The 18,833-nt window shown below is 54.3% G+C and carries 15 protein-coding genes; 2 read left to right on the plus strand and 13 right to left on the minus strand.

Going from position 1 to position 18,833, the window contains the following annotated elements:
- The first annotated feature begins 21 nt into the window (after nt 1-21).
- A complete protein-coding gene (locus JQR86_RS00260; RefSeq protein WP_407362573.1) occupies nt 22-573 on the plus strand; it encodes a DUF3299 domain-containing protein in 552 nt (183 codons plus the stop codon).
- A 53-nt stretch (nt 574-626) separates the two neighbouring features.
- Here JQR86_RS00260 and JQR86_RS00265 read toward each other — a convergent pair whose 3' ends face one another.
- Nucleotides 627-1,004, minus strand: coding sequence for a glutaredoxin family protein (locus JQR86_RS00265; RefSeq protein ID WP_407362572.1), 378 nt, complete (start codon nt 1,002-1,004; stop codon nt 627-629).
- Between the two features lie 195 nt (nt 1,005-1,199).
- Here JQR86_RS00265 and JQR86_RS00270 point away from each other — a divergent pair, with 195 nt between their 5' ends.
- On the plus strand, nt 1,200-1,871 hold the full coding sequence (locus tag JQR86_RS00270) for a uracil-DNA glycosylase family protein (RefSeq protein WP_407362571.1): 672 nt from the start codon (nt 1,200-1,202) through the stop codon (nt 1,869-1,871).
- Here the strand turns inward: JQR86_RS00270 and JQR86_RS00275 are convergent.
- From JQR86_RS00275 to JQR86_RS00330, 12 genes are all read right to left on the minus strand, one after another.
- Nucleotides 1,868-2,926, minus strand: a complete 1,059-nt coding sequence (locus JQR86_RS00275; RefSeq protein ID WP_197872488.1) for a tetratricopeptide repeat protein — start codon at nt 2,924-2,926, stop codon at nt 1,868-1,870. The two genes, JQR86_RS00270 and JQR86_RS00275, sit on opposite strands and share 4 nt — an antisense overlap.
- Entirely contained in the window at nt 2,926-5,691 is a 2,766-nt protein-coding gene (locus tag JQR86_RS00280) for a hypothetical protein (protein WP_407362570.1), read from the minus strand. Before JQR86_RS00280 ends, JQR86_RS00275 begins: the two co-directional genes overlap by 1 nt.
- A 49-nt stretch (nt 5,692-5,740) precedes the next feature.
- Nucleotides 5,741-7,771, minus strand: a complete 2,031-nt coding sequence (locus JQR86_RS00285; protein ID WP_407362569.1) for a type VI secretion system tip protein VgrG — start codon at nt 7,769-7,771, stop codon at nt 5,741-5,743.
- Nucleotides 7,772-7,912: 141 nt separating this feature from the next.
- Nucleotides 7,913-8,899 carry a serine/threonine-protein kinase gene (locus JQR86_RS00290; RefSeq protein ID WP_289925680.1) on the minus strand — a complete coding sequence of 329 codons (987 nt, stop codon included), beginning with the start codon at nt 8,897-8,899 and terminating at the stop codon, nt 7,913-7,915.
- 11 nt (nt 8,900-8,910) lie between these two features.
- Entirely contained in the window at nt 8,911-9,648 is a 738-nt protein-coding gene (locus tag JQR86_RS00295) for a PP2C family protein-serine/threonine phosphatase (RefSeq protein WP_150348406.1), read from the minus strand.
- Nucleotides 9,649-13,182 (minus strand): type VI secretion system membrane subunit TssM, encoded by a 3,534-nt coding sequence (gene tssM, locus JQR86_RS00300; protein ID WP_434154122.1) that lies wholly within the window; start codon nt 13,180-13,182, stop codon nt 9,649-9,651.
- 19 nt (nt 13,183-13,201) lie between these two features.
- Nucleotides 13,202-14,077, minus strand: a complete 876-nt coding sequence (icmH, locus tag JQR86_RS00305; RefSeq protein ID WP_188866280.1) for a type IVB secretion system protein IcmH/DotU — start codon at nt 14,075-14,077, stop codon at nt 13,202-13,204.
- Between the two features lie 2 nt (nt 14,078-14,079).
- Complete coding sequence (gene tssK / locus JQR86_RS00310) at nt 14,080-15,411, minus strand: type VI secretion system baseplate subunit TssK (protein ID WP_434135223.1); 1,332 nt, start codon at nt 15,409-15,411, stop codon at nt 14,080-14,082.
- A gap of 4 nt (nt 15,412-15,415) precedes the next feature.
- Nucleotides 15,416-15,889, minus strand: coding sequence for a type VI secretion system lipoprotein TssJ (tssJ, locus tag JQR86_RS00315; RefSeq protein WP_150348409.1), 474 nt, complete (start codon nt 15,887-15,889; stop codon nt 15,416-15,418).
- 5 nt (nt 15,890-15,894) lie between these two features.
- The gene (gene tagH, locus JQR86_RS00320; RefSeq protein WP_434154123.1) at nt 15,895-17,112 is read right to left on the minus strand and encodes a type VI secretion system-associated FHA domain protein TagH; all 1,218 of its coding nucleotides are present in this window, start codon (nt 17,110-17,112) and stop codon (nt 15,895-15,897) included.
- A gap of 18 nt (nt 17,113-17,130) precedes the next feature.
- Nucleotides 17,131-17,319 carry a type VI secretion protein gene (locus tag JQR86_RS00325; protein WP_376739009.1) on the minus strand — a complete coding sequence of 63 codons (189 nt, stop codon included), beginning with the start codon at nt 17,317-17,319 and terminating at the stop codon, nt 17,131-17,133.
- A gap of 8 nt (nt 17,320-17,327) precedes the next feature.
- Nucleotides 17,328-18,833 (minus strand): sigma 54-interacting transcriptional regulator, encoded by a 1,506-nt coding sequence (locus JQR86_RS00330; protein ID WP_434154124.1) that lies wholly within the window; start codon nt 18,831-18,833, stop codon nt 17,328-17,330.

Consider the following 18,833-nt stretch of genomic DNA (forward strand, 5'->3'; position numbering starts at 1 on the left):
CAACTGTCCGACACTTCTACCATGCGCTATCTCATCCTCGCCGTACTGCTTCTTTTTTCCCAGATTACAACTGCCGTAGCCCAAGAAGGCGAGCCGCCTGAGACCGATTGGCTGGCCCTCATGCCAGAATCGGATCGCAAGGCACTGGAAGACATGCCCGAGATCACCCATGACACGCCCGAATTACCAGGCGGTTTTGAGAGCAAGGGCGGACTCAAGCAAAAAGACAGCAACCTGCCGGCCGTCATGCACTCCACGCGCACAGTGGCTGCCATGAATGGGAAGACAATTCGCCTGGGCGGTTATCCGGTTCCGCTGGAAAGCAACAGCAAAGGCAATTTCACTGAATTTTTCCTGGTGCCCTATCCAGGTGCCTGCATCCATGTGCCACCGCCACCGCCTAACCAGATCGTACTGGTGCGCTTTCCAAAGGGCGTTCCCTTACCGGATATCTACGAGCCTTATTGGGTTATAGGGGCGATGAAGATCGAAAAGGTGGATAACGATCTGGCCGAAGCCTCATATGCCATCGACGCTACTAAAGTCCGTAAAGTAGAAGAAGCTGATCTGTAATCAGTGCAAGCGATAAAGCTATAAAAAAGCCCGACGTGATCGGGCTTTTTTATTTAGCGGCTCGCGGGCGCGAAACGTTTGTTCAGATACGCAATGATATCGTTGGACTCATACATCCAGGCGGTACGGCCTTCTTCCTCGATCCGGAGGCAAGGCACCTTGATACGTCCGCCACCTGCCAGCAAGGCCTCACGGTGTTCCGGATCTTTCTTGACGTCACGTAAAGCAATGGGCAGGTTCAGCCTGTGCATAGCTCGGCGCGTCTTTACGCAGAATGGACATGCCTGAAACTGATACAGCGCAAGTCCGGCTGTTTGCTCTTCTACCTGCTTCTGCGCTTCGGCGCTTCGCTTGAGCTTACGCGGGCGTGTCAGCAGATCCAGCCCAACAATGGTTTGGCCCAGGCCAATTCGCAGCGCCTTGATCAACATGTATGGCTATCCCTATAGATGTGAGGCGGGGGAGTTTACCCCATTGCATCAAAACAGGACGGCACTTGGTCGGCATGGAGCCGCTATTGGTGTGATTGAGAAAATAGCTATGAGGGCGCGCAGCCTTGGAAGGCATGAATTCTTTCTCTTGCTAATCGGTCTCATAAACAAGAAGCCGATTACGAAGGATGTCCCATGCCCCTCGACCCGAAAATGCAGCAAGCCTTTCGTGAGATCGCTAGCACCATTGAAAGCATCGATACAGAGGTCTATGAGAAGTACCAAAAGGATCCGCTAGAACCCATTATTGGCTTGGGGCGTAAGGATGCACCTGTTGGTTTCTTTGGCCGAGACCCGGGGCGGGACGAAGTTAAATACGGTGAACCCTTTATCGGCGCAGGCGGGCAGATCGCTCGCAAGGTTATTTATGAGCATTTGCATGGCAAGCCCATGCCCGACTTCGACGCAAGTCGCTCTTTAAGCCAGAAATTTTTCTGGGCCAACACCGTGCCGTATAAGCCCATCGGCAATAAAGCCTGGTCCGAAAAGATCAAGAAACACTTTCACCCGCTCATGCGACAGTTATTAATCGAGCAGTGGCATGGCCGCACCATCATCACTTTCGGCCGCGAGGCCTTTCTCTGGTTTGCCATCGACCAGCCCAAAGAAGAGAAACAACGCCTAGAAGCCTTCTGGAAAAGCGAGGATCGCTTTACAAGCCATACCGAGGTCACGCTAATAGCGGAGGAGGGGAAAGGGCACGTGTTTACGCTATACCCACTCCCACATCCTTCGCCTTTGAATCAGGCATGGTTTGATAAGTTTCCGGGGCTTTTAAAAAAGCGATTGGAGTTGATGGAGGTTTAATTGATATTTGTAATTCTGTCTAGGACTCTTGATGGTATTTTGTTTTCTTTTCCTTCCTTTTTCATTAGCGAAGAATATTTTTGGTAGCTTGATATGGCACTATCTTTATTTTTCAATAACCAGTCGCAGTCAGCTAAGTTCAAATAGGCAACAGTTCTATTAGGGTGTTCATCTACTATTTTTTCTAAAAGTATTTTTGCTTCTTTTAGATAGCCTGCTTCCTCTAGTAAAAAACCTATATCATTGGATAATTGAACTCTTTCAGGAAAGTATAATTTTTCCAAAATATAACTTTCCGGATTGCAATTGGTTTCATCTTCATTGTAGTCTAGCAGTAGGGATATGCGTTCTTTAAAAATATCTTCTTTGCTTAGTTTATAGGCGGAGAGCGCAGCTTTGAAATAATGCAATACATCTTCGTTAATGAGTTTTTTTGAGTTAGAGCTGTTTGTGCTTATAATGTAATTTTTCTTTAATTCATGAAAAGCATCCATTCCGTTAAATTTATTTAATTCTTGCCCTATTATGCTTTTATTGTACAGGTCGTAAGTGCTTATTAAGGATCTATCGCATGAGCTGTTGTTTATGTTTAAAAGCAATCTGGTGGCTAATATTTTGTTTTCGGATTTATTGTAAGAGAAGTATATGTTAAAATTATAATTGGCATTATCTTCTTCTCGTGTTATTAGAGTGAGGTAAGATGTTGGTTGTTCGCCTTTCAAAATCAATCGATGAGATTCTTTTTGAGAGTCTATATTTTTTATTATATCCTTTTCAGTTGTGATTTTATCAAAAATAAATCCATCATAACTGTTTGGTGAGTAATTGTTTTTTATGTTGGGAAAGGCTTTTTCTGCATAGCTAATAATTTTTCCATCTTCCGATATGATTAATTTATAAGGGAACTCTTTGTTTCTGGTGAGCTCTAATTCTACGCTTTCGTTCTTTCCGTTTCCGTCGATATCGATAATAATGCTTTCCGCTGCATGTTTATTTTCTGCTGCAGAGTAAGAGGATAAGAAAGCAATAAGAACTAAGTGTTTTTTATTAATCATTATTTAAGTATCTCATATATTGATTCAAAATTTTCTCTTCGCTCTTTATAGCTTTTTGTGTTTAGGTTGACCACTTTTGTTATTTCATTAGTGCTCTCTATATTTGCTGCTACTTTTTCATTTAATTTATTAACCTCCCAAAAACCCATTGCTGACAAAATTCCCATTTTCGTTTCTAACACTTGATCAGGATTCTGCACTATATCAAAAGTTTCTTCTGGAACTTTTTGTTTGAGGATGTCATTAACTTTTCTATAGTTAATTTTCCAAGTTAATTGTATAAAGCCTTTTCCTTTATATTTTAAGCCATCATCGCATCCGCCGGGATGAAGAGCAAAATCTCCTACAGAGTTATTGCAACAGTATACCCTTTTCGCTATTTCGTCTGGTTTTGGTAGTTGAGAATAAGCATATTGTTTTCGGACAGTGTAGCGTGCGCGTTCAGATGCAGGTAACTTATTAAAATCTCGAATTTCAATTCTTTTATAACCTAAGCTTTCAGCTTCCTCTGGATATGTATTAAAGTATCTTTTGTATGTATCTTTAAGGCTCTCAACTGAAAACCAAAGACTTTCCTCTTTTCCTTTTAGTTCAGAACCAACTTCAGTTTTAACTTGAGCAAAAAACTGTGAAATTCGCTCTCGATTGTTTATTTCAAAACGCCGCGCATAGAAATTAAAAAGCTTTCTTACTTCTTCTCTGGTCGCTTCGTTAGACTGTGGGAAAATCTTTAACATTTGTTCAAAGGTTATTAAATCCTTATTAGGAGTATAGTGTTGTTCTATCAGTGCAGTTGCATTTATATGCCATACCTTTTTTTGCTCTGTACCATCTTCAGTAGAAATAATATTTTTCCACCAGCTTAAGACCTTGATTCTATCTTTTTCTGTTTCCCAGTTTTGTTTGGCTTCTTCAGAGAAACTCATTAAAGTATCTAAATCATTCCATTTAACGCTGTTCCAAAACCACTCGCTTTCATAGCAAGCTATTATTTTATAGATTGACTGAGCACTCCAAGGGAGAGCTAAAGCAGCCTTGATCTCTTCAGGAGAGAGTTTTTTGTCATTGTTAGTGTCTATAATATCGTATAGGCGCTTTTTGATTGGGCCATTATCCGAAAGATCGACACGTGCTGCGTAGTCTGCCCGCTCGCTTTCATCTAGCTGGCCCGAGCTGTCAAAGTGGCAGGCTAGATGATCCAGGTTGCACGGCGTCTCGCTAATGAAATCAAATCCTTCCCATTCCCAAGGACTATGACGCGTAGTAAATTCGGACTGTTCTGTAAGCCATCCACTAATTTTGTTTCCCTGCTGGTCCGCTAAGATATTATCTAGACGCCACCAAGTTCTAGTTTTATTACCCTGCGATGTTTCGGTTACTGTGATCTTTCGATCTTGAGGATAGTTATTGAGTACCTCAAGATTAAAGATCATGTCTACTCCAATCACGGTCCCTGCATCCGAAAGCTTGGGGGGATTAGAGGCGCTAATATCAGAGCGATGACTTATTAATTTACTAGCCCTATTATGGATCTTAAGTAAATTCTTTTTTTCATCAGGAAGGCTCGCTGCTGCAGCTTTGGTTTTTTCTATGAACGCAGGGACGTCTTCGCAGCTAAACACTTCCAAATGGAGCATGGGTTCAGCGGCAATATCGTCGTGGTTTTGATAGATACCTAGGTGCCCTATGATTTCTCCGGCCCTTATAGGGTAGGGCGAATCCAGAACATGAATATCGTTTAGCGTAGGTGGGGTTCTACTGGCCTGTAGACATTCTTTATATACATAGCCGCTAATATTTTTTATGCAATCTTCTTTAAGGGGGAGGATGTTTTGACCAGAAATAAATTCTTTGATCTTGCAATAACGGCCAGTGTCTGTTTCTAAAGTAAAGGTTACATCTACAGGTATTAGTCCTGTAAGCAAGTTTTTATCTGAACCTGTGGCGGCCTTGCGTATGTTTAGTCCTTTCTGCGGTGCCAGTGTCGGTTCAGTGTCATTAGCCTTGACGCCAACCAAGCGCTCATCTGAAGTATCGGTATTGTCAAGCTGGCCCTCAAATACCCAGCATTCCTCGTCCAGATTGATGGCGGGTAACGCTTGCCCTTCCAGGATACTAATCAAGCGGTACCATTTATTATTGGTCGCGCTTTGCTCACCTAGCTTGACTCTAGTGCCTTTGGGCAAGACAGCCTTAACCTGGCCGCTTCTGGGCGCTGTGCGTACTCGTAGGCCCTTAACCACGTCAGTCGCTTTATCCGCCTTTACGGTATATACGGCTTTGTTAAGAAAGTTAGGCGGTGTAGGTGCGTTTTCTTTTGTATAACCTGCCCAATCCAATAGATGCATATACAGGCTGTAAAAGATTAAAGAGGGCTGTTCTGCAGGAATGTTGGTAGCGTTTGCTTGTTCATCTAATTTAGGCAGCTCCAATTTATGTCTGACCAGAACGAATCCGGTAGAAAATAATTTTTCACCACTGCTGAAATTTGACTTTTTGTAGGTGTCGTCGATTCGATAAGCAACTACTTCACCATCTGCAATGCAGCGGATGGCTGATTGATCTAGAGAGGCGGCAGTACCACTATCGAAATGGACACCACCATGCCACAAACCATTTTTACCAATGGGATAATAGCCACCCTTAGCTTTCGCCAGAGCATCAAAGTATTGTAGTGGGTCAGTTACGGGCTTGCTGGATTGGCCTTCTTCTCCCTTTAAGTTAAAGGGATAGCTCCACTGTTGAACGCTACTTAATTCCGTCACTTGTATTACCTACAATCCATGTACTGCCTGATAGGTTTGCTTGTTTCTATCAGCTAGAGAAATTCAACATTCGTTTGGGCTTGCGTTTAATCTTTTCGGATTCGTTTACTAAGGCTTGAGTGAGTAATACCCCAGCCTTATCCACATCCGCCTCGCCCGGTAAGCGGGGAAGCTCAATCGCAATACCCGAGCCGCTGCTGGCTGAGCCACCTGCGTTGATTTTGGCCATGGGACCAATGATCGTGACGCCGCTGGGGTCTAGCTTGATGAAGCTACCGCCTGCCTTTAGGGTAAGTTCGATCCCTGCTTCGATGACCATTTTTTGACCGGCTTTCAGGTGGATTTCCCGGCCAGCTTGGGTGAGTTGGGCTGTTCCCAGTTGGATATGCTGGTTCTGCCCTACGGTGAGGTGGTCGTTAGTCTTGATCTCAACCTTGCGGTCTGCATCCGTGGTGCGGTGTTCCTCCGCCTTGTATTCCGTGTAGCTGTTGGCCTCGACAATGTCGTGTCGCTCATGCCCTACGCGGATCTTCTGGTCGTGCTCGATGTTCTCGTCCCAATCCCGCTGGGCATGAATGTAGATCTGCTCCTGGCCTTTCTTATCCTCGATGCGCAGCTCGTTATACCCACCACCGCCGGGTGTGCTCAGGGTCTTGAAAACACTGCGGGTCTTGTTGGCCGGCAGGTCATAGGGCACCTGATGTTCCATGTGGAACAGGCAGCCCGTGACCAGGGGCTGGTCCGGGTCGCCTTCCAGGAACGTGACCAGTACCTCCATGCCGATGCGGGGAATGGCGATACCGCCGTAGCGATCACCCGCCCAGCTGGACGAGACGCGTAACCAGCAGCTGGTCTGCTCGTTGGCCTGACCTTCGCGGTCCCAGTGAAACTGCACCTTGACCCGACCGTATTCATCACAATGGATCTCTTCGCCCTTGGGTCCAGTGACCACCGCGGTCTGGCTGCCCAGGATCTTGGGCTTGGGATGCTCAAGCGCAGGACGGAAGGGCACGTCCCAGGGCGTAGCGGTGAAGCGGTTGCGGTAGCCCTGGGTAAAGCCGTCGTGCTTGTCCACATCGCTGGTAACCGACTCTTCCAGCACCTGGGGCTGCTTGCCTTCATGCCAGAGGCCGGTCAGTAGCCACAGCTGGTTCCAATCATGGCGGGGATGCTCGGACAGTTCCAGAAAGTGGCCGGTCACCAGCTGGGGTTGATCGCTTTCACCTTCGGCCAGCTGATAGTCGCTGCGGTGACGCTCAAGGGCGCGCTGGGCGAGGTGCTTGCCGCGGGTGCGATCGGTGAAGCGGCCCGGGTAGTCGTAGTCTTCCAGATCAGGCTTGGCCTCGCTCTTGTAGGCGGTCTCCATGCGCAGTCGTGGCTGCTCGAAGTCATAGTCGCGGCGCGAGACACGGGCGGTACGGGTTTCCAGGCGTACGCCAAAGCGTTTGACCACCGGCTCGTCTGCCACCAGACCGGAGCCCTGCACATAGGCAGTCGGTGGGGTCAGCCTGGGAAAGCCGGTCTGGTCATCACCAAACACCAGGACGTGGTTATCCTGGGTATGCTCGAAGTGGTAGTGCAGGCCTTCCTCTTCGCAGAGCCGCTGAATGAAGTGCAGGTCGGTCTCATCATATTGGACGCAATACTCGCGAGGCGGATAGACCGTTGGCCCCAGCTGGAAACGGTAGGCGTCCGCCAGGATGCCGTGGTCTTCGAGCACCTGGGCGATGATCTGCGGGACGGTGAGCTTCTGAAAGATGCGCTGGTTGGTACGGTGCGCAAGGTAAGTCAGACGCGGCACCAGCACGACGTGATAGCGGGTGAGGCGCTTGCCGGCATCGCCCTGGCCGATCTGGTAGAGCTGACCATGCACGCCGCTACCGTTGGGCGAGAAGGCCAGAAAGGCGCGCTGATGCAGCAGGGCTTCAAGGTCGAGGTCGGGCCGTTCGCTGACCAGCTCGAGGTCAAAGCGAAAGGGCTGGCTGATCGACTCCTGTCCCGTAAAACTCAGGACTTGGAAGTCGGTATCAACGCCATCCAGAACCAAAGAAAAATGCGTTTCGTTGGCTGCGAAAAACACAGGCGCCTCCTTGCGTCTGATAGGGAGCGAATCATGTGATCTAGTCGGCTTTTACTCAAGCCCGCCGCTCAACGAAACAGTGATTGCTTCACGTTTCTTGAGCAGCAGCCGACATAAGTCAGCGTTGTGGCTACGAACGGTCTAGGCGGATTGGCGAAGACCCAGCCAGCGACCCAAGGTAGAGGCCTGTTTAACATGGCGAAAACCCTCCAGCAGACCATTAGCATCGACCTGACGATCGGGTTCTGCGAACTGCAGCCCCGTTCGCAACGCTTGCCAGCACGGCTTTGGTAGTTGGGCTGGAGGTGTGAGTTCTATTTGCATGGCACGTGCCTGTTTCGCACTGAGGCGCCGATAGGGATGCTGACCAGTGGCCAATTCATACAGGACACAGGAAACGGCATATACGTCAGCCGAGGGCGTCAACGGTGCTCCATCCAACAGTTCAAGGGAGGCATAACGTGGTGTCCAGGCGGTAAAGCGGCTTCGCGAGAGGCGGGGCAGGCCGGGCAGCACGCCTTCTACCGGCTGACCAAGACCGAAGTCGAATAGGCGAAGGCCGTCTTCGGCCAGGATGACATTGCTTGGCTTGATATCACCATGCAGAACTCCCTGACTATGGGCAAAGGCCAATGCCTCCAATAGCGGAATGGCAATGTCTCGCAGCGCCTCCCAGCCCAGGCCTTGTGGGTGATCACACAGCAACTTGTCCAAGGTCAGACCCCGGAGCATTTCCAGCGTTATGTAGGCACGCTCGCTTTCCCGATCGATATCAAAGCCATGCAGGCGAACAATATGGGGATGACGGAGGCGGGTTGTCAGGGCGAACTCACTGTAGAGCAATGCACTGGCATCGGGATATTCCGCAAAGTCCTCGCTCAACGTTTTGATGGCTACAAAGGGTTCGGGGTCGCCGTACTGTTCGCGCATCAGGTCGCGTGCGCGGTAAACCGCGCCCATACCGCCTACACCTAATAGGCGCTCCAGTTTGTAGCGTCCGCTGAGCACGTCGGGTAACGGCTTTACGCCGTGAGCCCTGGGCAGGGTCTCCGATGCGGAAGGGGTTTTGTTGGCGAAGGCGAAATAGGTCAGCTCGTCTTCGGCAGCTGCCGCGTTGAGTTCGTCCATGAGGTACATCCTTACTCCTGTCGACGGATGACGATGGCGGTCAGGTTGTCACGTGCGGGGCCTAGCAAGGCGGTATCGAAAAGCCGCTCTAGGGCAACCTGGGCAGACGGCAGGGACAGCGCCGCACCGATCGCGTTCTGACTGATTCCTTTGTACAGGCCATCACTGCAGAGAAGCATACTGTCGCCCGGCATCAAGCTGAATTCAAGAATGTCGAGCGCCAGCGTTTCATTGGCGCCTATCGCCTGGGTAAGGGCGTGGGCTGCAGGATGGCGAGCAGCCTGTTCTGGCGTCAGTCTTTCTTCATCGATCATCCGCTGTCGTACCGAATGATCCTTGGTAAGTTGATAGAGCCTACCGCTACGCCAGAGATAACACCGGCTATCACCCGCCCAGACGCAGGCCGCACGCTCTTCGTCGCACAGCAAGACGACTACCGTACTTCCAATAATGGTGTCCGTCTGGTCGGCCATGACCGTGAGCTCCTGGTTCAGTCGCCGGTTGAGCCAATGAAGGCACTGGCGGATCTGTTGCAGGCGTTCATCGAAGCCTGCGCCTACGGGGAGCTCTGCCAGGCTTTCGATAATGAGGCGGCTGGCCAGATCACCTTGACTATGACCGCCCATGCCATCTGCAACAGCCCAGAGACCTTGCTCAGGGCTGTCCAGAAAGGCATCTTCGTTACGCGCTCGTACCTTGCCGGCATCGGTACGGGCTGCGCTGCGCCAACGCGTGGCAACGTCACTCATTTAGAGTGACGCCGGCAGTTTGAAGCCGCGCAGGTTGCCTACGTCGAACGGATTCGGCGAGCGCTGGCTGAGCAGCAGATAGCTGGCATGCAGACCTTCCAGATCTGCCTTGACCATGAGGGCGTCCCGGCTGCCGTTCTGCTCAATCTTCATGGCATCCAGCATACGGAACAGGGACCAGGGACCGCTGTTCTGCTCGACACCCACACGGCGACCATTGAGCTCCTCCAGCACGAGGCTGACGCGGCTCTCATCATTCTCGGCGGGCCAACGGAACGCTGTCTGCACGATCGGGCCATGACGGTATTCCATCTGGTTGTTACCGATGCGCAGGTTGGCACGGGTCAGACTGGAATCCAGTGAGTAGGGCTCAAGCTTGAACATGACCTGCGGCTCCGCCGGATTCTCGGCAAAGAAACTGCGGCGAATCGTCTGGGCCCGACCCATCTGAACGAGGAACTCGCGGGACAGCGGCAGGCTGTGCCCGTCGATGCTACGCAGACGGTAGTTGCCGGAATCACCACTGACGAAAGGCTTCAGGTAGCTGTCAAAGAATTTGTCCGCAACGCCCTGCATCTTGAAGAACTCACGGAAGTCCGCAATGGCGACATCGCTCTCGCTGTCAGCTTTAAAGGGATACCGCTTGTTCAAGGCGTTGTTATAGAACGAATACATCTCGCTCTGGTAGCGCTGGTTCAGGTAGTCATAGGCATCATTGAGCACCATCATCCAACTGTCGTCTGCCAGCAGGCTCAGCCAGTTGTTTACCGGCTGCGGCAAGCGATTGGCCGCGTTGCGCAGGCTGTTGATGGCATCACGTTGACCAGCCATGCGATCACGCGCCATTTCAAAGGCGGCCTGCTCGGGGGCACTGGCATGGGCAAGCCCTGCCATTTGCAGCTGAAGGTCGTTCAGTGCAGCCATGACCGGAACCATATCAGCCGCTGGGCCGCCGTTATCGTCCAGCAGGCGATGCAGTGGCTCGAAGCGTTTTTGCAGCGCTTTCTTGGCCGTATCCGGCAGGTTCTTGGCTAGCGCGTCGCCCGCCTTATCGGCAGCCGCGCTGGCCAGTGCAGCGGCTTTGGCCAGCTTCGCATTACCTTTTGGTGCAGCCTCCGCAAGGGCAGCCGCTGCATCGTTGCCGCCAGACTGGAAGCGGGTGTTGTCGCGAATCTCATTGAGTACTTGCAACAGCGGTGAGTTGGAGGCTGTCAGCGCCGAGAGCTGCATGGCACCCTGATTCGCATCGCCAATCGGAGCCAGTACCAGCTGAGTGACTGCTTCGCTCCAATAGTTGGCGTAGTCGTTGAAGTACAGCTGTTCCAGCTCAACCATCAGGCGCTTAAGGTCCATACCGGAGAGACCGTCGCTTTCGCCCAGTACCCAGTTGTCTTCAATGATATTGCGGACCAGGTTGATGCCTTGGGTCGTAAATGTCTGCTCGTAACCTTTCTGCGTGTAGAAGCCGGGAATAGCATAGTCTGCACCGCCGTACACGGCACCCTGCGGACCCAGGTGTTGGCTGAAGCGGTATGCCGGCAGGCTGCTCGCCTGATCACGCAACATGCGGTACACCACGTTGGCCAGTGACTCGCTACGCAGGATCTGACGGGCCTGGGCAACGAGTGCATCGTTTAGCGGATAGCGGGTAAAGGATTGCTCCAGGAGGCGGGCAAAGTGGGAGTTGAGCCCATTCTGGACCACGGTGTCGCCGCTGTAGCGGGTCGACCAGTCAGCTGCTACCCAATCCTTCAGGAATCCATTGTCGCGCCGTTCTTCCAGGTTCAGCATCAGGTAGGCGCGCAGACTGCCTAGCAGGCGTTCGCGGTCGTTGAGGTTGGCATGGATCTGCTCTTCCAGCTGGCGCGCCACACGGGGCAGCAACTGATCTACCAGTTCCTGATGATAGGCCTGTTGCAGGGTTGGACGAGCCTTATTGCCCTGATACAGACCGCTGCGTTCATGCAGTGCTACATCGCTGGCAGCTGGAAAGACATTGGCTGCGGCATAGGCGCTATCCAGGGATTTCAGCGCTGCCATGGCATCATCGGAGGGTGCCAGCGTCTTGTGCTGATCAGTCAGCTGCTGACCCAGGGTACGCAACTGTTCGAGACGGTCATGGTTTGCACTGAATCCTGTGGCCCACAGTACACCGAACAGACCCAGGCAGGCGGCAGCGCCTGCATAGAGGCCGCGCTGGCCCCAACTGATACGCGACGTTTCACGCTGATCCAGACCTGCCAGGTCGGCCTCAGGAAAGATGACGCGACTGAGCAGCTGGTGGATAAAGCGAGAGTGGCCGGTGCGATAGGTCGGCAGGGCATTGCTGGGCAGACCCAAGTTACGGCCAATGCTCATTGTGCTGGGGTCGAGGCTGTTGACCAGCTGTGGAGCGCTGGTGAGGTAGAAGCCACGTAGCTGGCTGGCACGCTGATAACGGTTTCCAGAAAACGCCAATTCGACGAACAGGCACAGACGCTCACCGATCAGTGCCAATTGGTGAGGAAAGTCGAGGATACGACCACGGCGCAGGGTATCGCGCTCCTGGTGGATACGCTGAATGACCTGCGTATTCAGACGGCGCAGCAGTTCTTCGAACTCCTGGCGAACCACAGCCGCGTCTGTAGCATTTTGTTCCTTGCGGAAGCTGGTACCAAAGACCTGCTCGCTTTCCTCGCGGGACAGCTGGTCGAAAAACTCTTCAAAGCCCAGCACCTGGTCTGCTTTGCTCAGGACAAGGTATACCGGAACGTCGACCTTCAGCTGCTGATGGATGTCGTGCAGGCGAGCACGAATCTGGCGAGCCAGGGTTTCCAGTTCGATTTCGGTGCCATTGAGCAACTGATCGACCGGTACGGTAACCAGTACGCCATTGAGCGGGCGTGCGCGACGGCGGCGACGCAAAAGCGTCAGCAGCATTTGCCAGGTGCTGGCATCTACAGCGGCATCCGGCTGGCTGAGGTAGCGGCCTGCGGTATCGACCAGGACACCGTGATCGGCAAAGTACCAGTCGCAGTGGCGGGTGCCGCCGACATCCTTGGTCAGGCGGTTGGCGTCACGGTTAAGCGGAAACTCAAGACCAGAGAAATCCAGAAGGGAGGTCTTGCCACTGCCTTGAGGGCCGATCACCAGATACCACGGCAACTCCTGTTTCCAGCGTTCGCTGCGGGCGCGGTACAGGCTGGAGCTTTTCAGCGTTTGCAATGCATCCTTGAAACGACTGCGCAGCTCCTGTTGCTCTTCAGTGATCTGCTCGTGGCGACGCAGGCGCTCCTGGCCGTCTTCGGTCTCGAGGGCGCGCTTTTTACGCACGCCACTACGCCAGCTGACGAATACAATGAAGAGGCCCCAGCAGAGGAACAAGGCGCTGAGTGTGACAAGCCGCGTGGTAGCCGGTGCCCAGAATTTATGATCGGCAACGGCCAGCAATGGCCCGACAAACCAGACCAATAGAGCCAGAACCAAAACCAGGGTCAGACTCCAGACCCAGGTCTTACGGAAAATAACCGCCAGATTGCGGAAGAACTGTTTCATTGCGCAAACATCCCTGTCGTCACGTATTTGGCTCGGCCATCTTGGCCGTAGTCAGCTGCTCGTATGGCTGCAGCACGCTTTCGCGTTGTTCGCCTAATACCCAGGCGAAACCACCATATAGCACACCTAGGCAAATCAGGGTAAACAGAGCGACCAACCACCATGGAACAATGCGCACAAGGCTGCGGCGACCGTCTTGCAGGCCCTGCCAATGGGGAGACAACTCTCGCGGAATATCACCACGTAGCTGACGAATCTGGCGATAGACGCTGTCTCGGATGGCTTCAAGCTCCAGCATGCCACGAGGCAGGACCCGGTACTTGCCCTCAAAACCTAACGCAAGGCACAAGTACATGAGTTCGAGCATCTGTAGATGCTTGACCGGGTTGCGTGTCAGGCGCTCCAGTAACTGGAAGAATTTTTCGCCGCCAAACGTCTCGTTATGAAAGTTGCTCAGAAGGCTCATTTGAGACCATTCGCTTTCATTGCCCCATGGCGTCGTGACTACGGCTTCGTCTATCACCGTGCACAGTACATAGCGCGCTGCCATGACTTGACCGCTTTCAGCCCCTTCGCCAAAGGCGCGGTGTTCGAACAGCTTGATGGCTGTCGTAAGGCGCTCTTTTAGGGCATATAGGTCTTCGGCGTGGTAGCTGTGTTTGAGTTGAACCACTTCGGACAACAGGCCAGAGGCCGCCGCGATCAGTGGGTTGACGCTTAAGTTGAAGCTTTCCGCCGGACGCAGGCGGGCGGCATAGATCATCCGCTCTTCCAACTGCTCGACCCGGGGTGAGTCGGCGAAGTCGGTCAACGGGTTATGTGACGAGCTCGCCGTACCCTGGCGGCTCAGCACAACGGTTTTATCATCCTGGCCGTAATCGTGATCCTTGATCATCGTCAGCTCCTGACTGCCCAGAATTTGAGTTCGAGCCCGGGGAAATCACCGGACACGTGAATGGCGAAGCCGCCCGACTGCTCCAGTTGCGCCTGTTCGTCGGCGCTGAGTTCGAGGGCGAAGTAGGTTTTGCCGGAATGGAACGGAATCTGCCGCGGCGCAACGGGCATGGGCTTGATCCGGATGCCGGGCAGGTGCAGGTTGACCAGCTGGCGGATACGCTCGACCGGGCCGATCTTCAGATGAGCCGGCAGGCGCTGGCGTAGCTCTTCCGAGTCGCACTGCGCACTGGCCGCCAGCACGAAGGAGGCGGAGGTGATGAGACTGTGGTCGTGCAGTGGCGATACCTGAATGCCGTACTGACGTTGTTGCAGGATCAGTTCGACCGCATGCTGCTCCAGCACCATCGACAGGACATGGCGCAGCGAATCCATCAGCTTGCGAAAGCTCTGGGCCTGATCGCTGTGCTGATAGCGGTTATCCAGACGCGGGCGCTTGGTTTCGCTGGAAAAGGTGGCCAGTTCGCCTAGAAGACCGAGCAGTTCGCGGAAGATCAGTTCGGGATGCAGCTGCTCAAGCGTGAGGTAGTGGCGCAGTGTCGGCTCGTAGCGGTTGATCAGCTGGAGCATCATGAAGTCGCCTACTTCCGCGGTGCCTACCTTGCCGGTGGCGCGGATACGCTCGGCCAGGATATCGCCCCGGTGGGCCAGCATGCTGATGACTTCCTTCAGGCAGGACAACAGGTAGTCCGAAGCATGAACATGAAGATAGGTGGGGGTGAAGTCGCCATCCAGGCTGATGACGCCATCCGGCGTTGTGTCCAGCACTTCGCAGACCTTGAGCTTGACGAAGGCTTCGTCATTGGATCGCTCGCCGAGCAGTAGCTTGAAATCCGGGCGGCCGCAGCTGACCTGACTGATAATGCTCTCGCCAGCGTTCGAGTCAGCCACTTCCGCCTCATAGGCGCGGTAGCGAGCCAACACATCCTTCTGCTCGGGACGGCGTGTCTCGACATGGTTGCCCGTGACCAGCGGCAGGGCCAGATACACAGAGGTGCTGCTGGTATTGGCGGGAATGTCCAGTGCCAGGGGCTCACCCTCGCTGGTCAGCTCAAACAGCGTGCCATCCGGCAGAACGCCGGAGGCCTGGCTGATCACGAGTTTGCCCATGCTCAGAAACTGGCGATCAATGACCAGATTGAAGAAACCCCAGGCATAGCTGCCCAGTTGGCGTGTACGTGCCTTCAATTGATCATCGTGATACCGATCGCTTTGCTGGAAGTGCTGTGGGCGCAGCAGCATACCTTCCTGCCAGATCACTTTATGTGCAGTCATGGGATCAGTCCTTGGCCTTTTTTTCAGGCGCGGCGGAGTGAATGCCTTCGGCATCCAGGGACAGATCCGCACGGGTGATCTGCTTGGCCGGAACTTCAATCACGTAGCGCCATTGGGTTTCCGGTAGATCACGGTACGCCGCCAGCACACCGACATAGCGGCTGCCGTCCTGGACGGACAGCTTCAGGTCACGTTTCTCGCCCGGGCGCAGCTCGATCTCTTCGGAGGCGACCAGATCCGGCGACAGCGCTTCGCGCGGGCGCTCGTATAGCGAGAAGAAATCCGCGTTCTGGAAGGCAACCGGATGCTTGAGTTCGATCAGGCGGATCACGATGGGCGAGGGACGACCATTGAGGTCCGGGTTCAGGGTATCGCTACCCGACAGGCTCAGGTCGAGCTTGGACATGTCGGAGCTCAGGGACGAGCAGCCTGTCAGGGTCATGGTGGCCAGCAGGGCCAGGGGAGCGAAGCGGATCATGGGTTTCATCCTTGAAAATCGGTGTTGAGCGTTGCGATCAGACGGACCTGCTCTTCATAGGCAGTAGCGAAATCGCGGGCGAACAGACGCTCGCTCCAGTCTCCATCCTGACGCAGGCTGTAGTGATGACGACGGTACGCACGCCAACGGCTGCCGGCGGTAGCGAATAAAGGTTTGCGGCCCTCGCGCTCGAACCGCAGGGTCAGCTGCTCAGGGTCCAGTTGATCCAGCGTCGCCTTGACTACCGCGCGACTGGCAGCAAGCAGGGCAACCTGATGAGCCTGAAGATCCCGGTAGGCACGGGTGATGGCCTGATCTGCCGGTAGCTGGCCGGGCTTGTCGCCCTTGAGCATATGTCCCAGCGTTTCGGTGCTGTCAGCGCCGTGCTTGAGCGGGTTATTCCCGGCACTCTGAACGGTCGTGAGGGACAGGCGCAGCTCGTTCTTCACCTCGCTACGGGTGCGCAGGGTTTGTTGCAGCCCATTCATGCTCTGACGCAGCAGCCGCGCCGCATTGAGGGCCAAGGCTTCGCGTGCTTCGTCGTCCAGGCTGGACAGGTCCAGGCCAAGCGCCTGACCGTAGCGGTCCCAGAACTCCTGTGATTGCCGCTTGGGTGGCGCCGCCCGTACCGGTTCCGGCTGTGGTACTACTTCCGGCTCAGGTATGGGAATCAGCTTGGGTACGGTCAGGCTTTCCATATCGACACGGGCATAGTCGGCACGGGATTCATCGACATGCGGACTTACCAGGCTGGATAGCTCGTCGGGCTCCGTATAGCCCTGATCCTGACGGTCGAGGGCCGTAAGCGGGTCCAGTTCGAGAAAGGCATCATCCGGGATCAGACCATTGGCGCTGTTTGCCGGCATGGGGCGGCCCAGGTCCAGATCGAAGCGCGAAGGGTCTTGCAGGAGGCGGGCACGGATTTCGAAATCGCCCAGGCAGAACGTGTTGCCGTGTTCGATACGATGGGGCTGGCCTTTGACCAGGCGGGCGCCGTTATCCTTGAGCGTGATGCCGTTGCTGCTGGTATCCGTGAGATAGAACGCGTCGTCACGGTAGCTGACCAGTGCATGGTGGCCGGACAGGACGCGATTACGATCCGGGATCACCCAGTCGCTGTCCTCGGCGCGACCAATGATGCCGCCGACCTGTTTGAAGGTTCGCGTCGACAACATGCCGGGTACGAATTGCTGGGCGCTGACCAGATCAAAAACCAGTTCCATGGTGATGTACTCCTTGGGTCAATTGCCGCGGTTGAGTGCTTTCGGGTCGCCAAGCGGGCGATAGTCCTTATCGGTGCTCTTGGGGTTGCTGGAGCAGCCAGCCACGCCCAGCGTCAGGGTCAGTAGAGCGGCGATCCAGAGTCGTGTGGGCATGTTGGCTACCTCAAGTGATGCGTTGTAGGGGTGTGAAATGGGCAAAACGGGCATGGACCGGCTCATAGGTCAGTCGGGCTGATATTCAGCCGCTCCATGCGGTACAGCAGCGTGCGGCGTGGCAGGCCGAGCTCACGGGCGGCGTGGGTCTGGTTGCCATTGTTCTTGCGCAGGCAGTCAATGACGAGTCCGCGCTCCAACTGGTCCATCCGCTCGCGCAGGGTCAGGCCGACTTCCGGGGTCGTCTCCTGGCGCAGCGGAAAATGTTCGGGTCGTAATTCATTGCCATCGCACAGCAGAACCGCGCGTTCAACGAGGCCTTTGAGTTCCCGGACATTGCCTGGAAAGGCATAGCCCGCCAGACGATCCAGGGCGGCCTCTGTCCAGCGGCAGGGCTCGCGCTGCAAAAAGGAGCAGGCGTTCTCGGCAAAATGGCGGGCCAGCCGGGGAATATCATCGCCACGCTCACGCAGTGCTGGTAGCTCGATGGGGAAGTGCGTGAGGCGATAATACAGATCCTCACGGAAATTGCCCTGTAGCACCTGGTTGTAGAGATCGCGATGGGTCGCGGCAATGATGCGAACATCGACCTTGTGCGTCTCGGTAGAGCCGAGCGGACGTACTTCGCCTTCCTGCAGTACGCGCAGAAGCTTGGCCTGGAGCGTCAACGGCATATCGCCGATCTCGTCCAGGAACAGGGTGCCGCCATTGGCAGCGTCAAACAGGCCCTGGCGATCCCGGTCGGCACCGGTAAAGGCTCCTTTGCGATAGCCGAACAGCTCGCTTTCGAGCAGGTTTTCCGGCAATGCCGCGCAGTTCTGAACCACGAACGCTTGTGTACGGCGGGCGCCACAATCATGAATGGCTCGGGCGACCAGCTCTTTGCCGGTACCCGTTTCGCCGGTCAGCAATACCGTGACCGGGTTGTGCAAAACCTTACCGATTAATTGGTACACGCCTCGCATCGCGTTGCTGTTACCGATCATGCCGTACCCGCTGGCGCACGGTTTGACCGGCTCGGTTACCGGAGCTGTTTCCGGCTCGGATGTTTGTAAACGCTGAAGCAGGTTCAATTGCGCGATGGCAAAAGTCCCCAATGGCGAGAGCAGACCACTGAGGGCTTCAAGGTCACGGGTGCGGTGTGTAGCGCATACCATGACGCCTTGTACACTGCCCTGTGCATCGGCCAGTGGCAAGCACAGCAGGCTTTTCCAGGTGTAACCCGCCGGTAAAAAGTCGACGGTATGCAGGCTTGGATGGAGTTCGGTCAAGGCCAATGGACGATTCTGGAACAAGCAGTACTGCAACAGTTGTCCGTCGTAATCGGCGGGCAAGCTATTGTCGTGACAGGCTTGGCGCTGTTCGTTGATCCAGGCCGCCGACAGGGTTAGCGCGGTATGCGTAGCGTCCAAAAGGTAGAGTTGACAGAGGTCGGCCTGGGAAAGGTGGGCGGCCGCCTCAATCAGTTCACCCAACAAACTCTCACGACTGGCCTCCTGCGCCAGACGTGCGAAGCGTTGAAGTAGCACTTCGGTTGGGCGCAGGGGCTGAATGGCTTCGGGAAGCAT

It is taken from the genome of Pseudomonas sp. JZ134 (assembly GCF_051027695.1).
GTDB classification, from domain to species: Bacteria; Pseudomonadota; Gammaproteobacteria; order Pseudomonadales; family Pseudomonadaceae; genus Chryseomonas; species Chryseomonas luteola.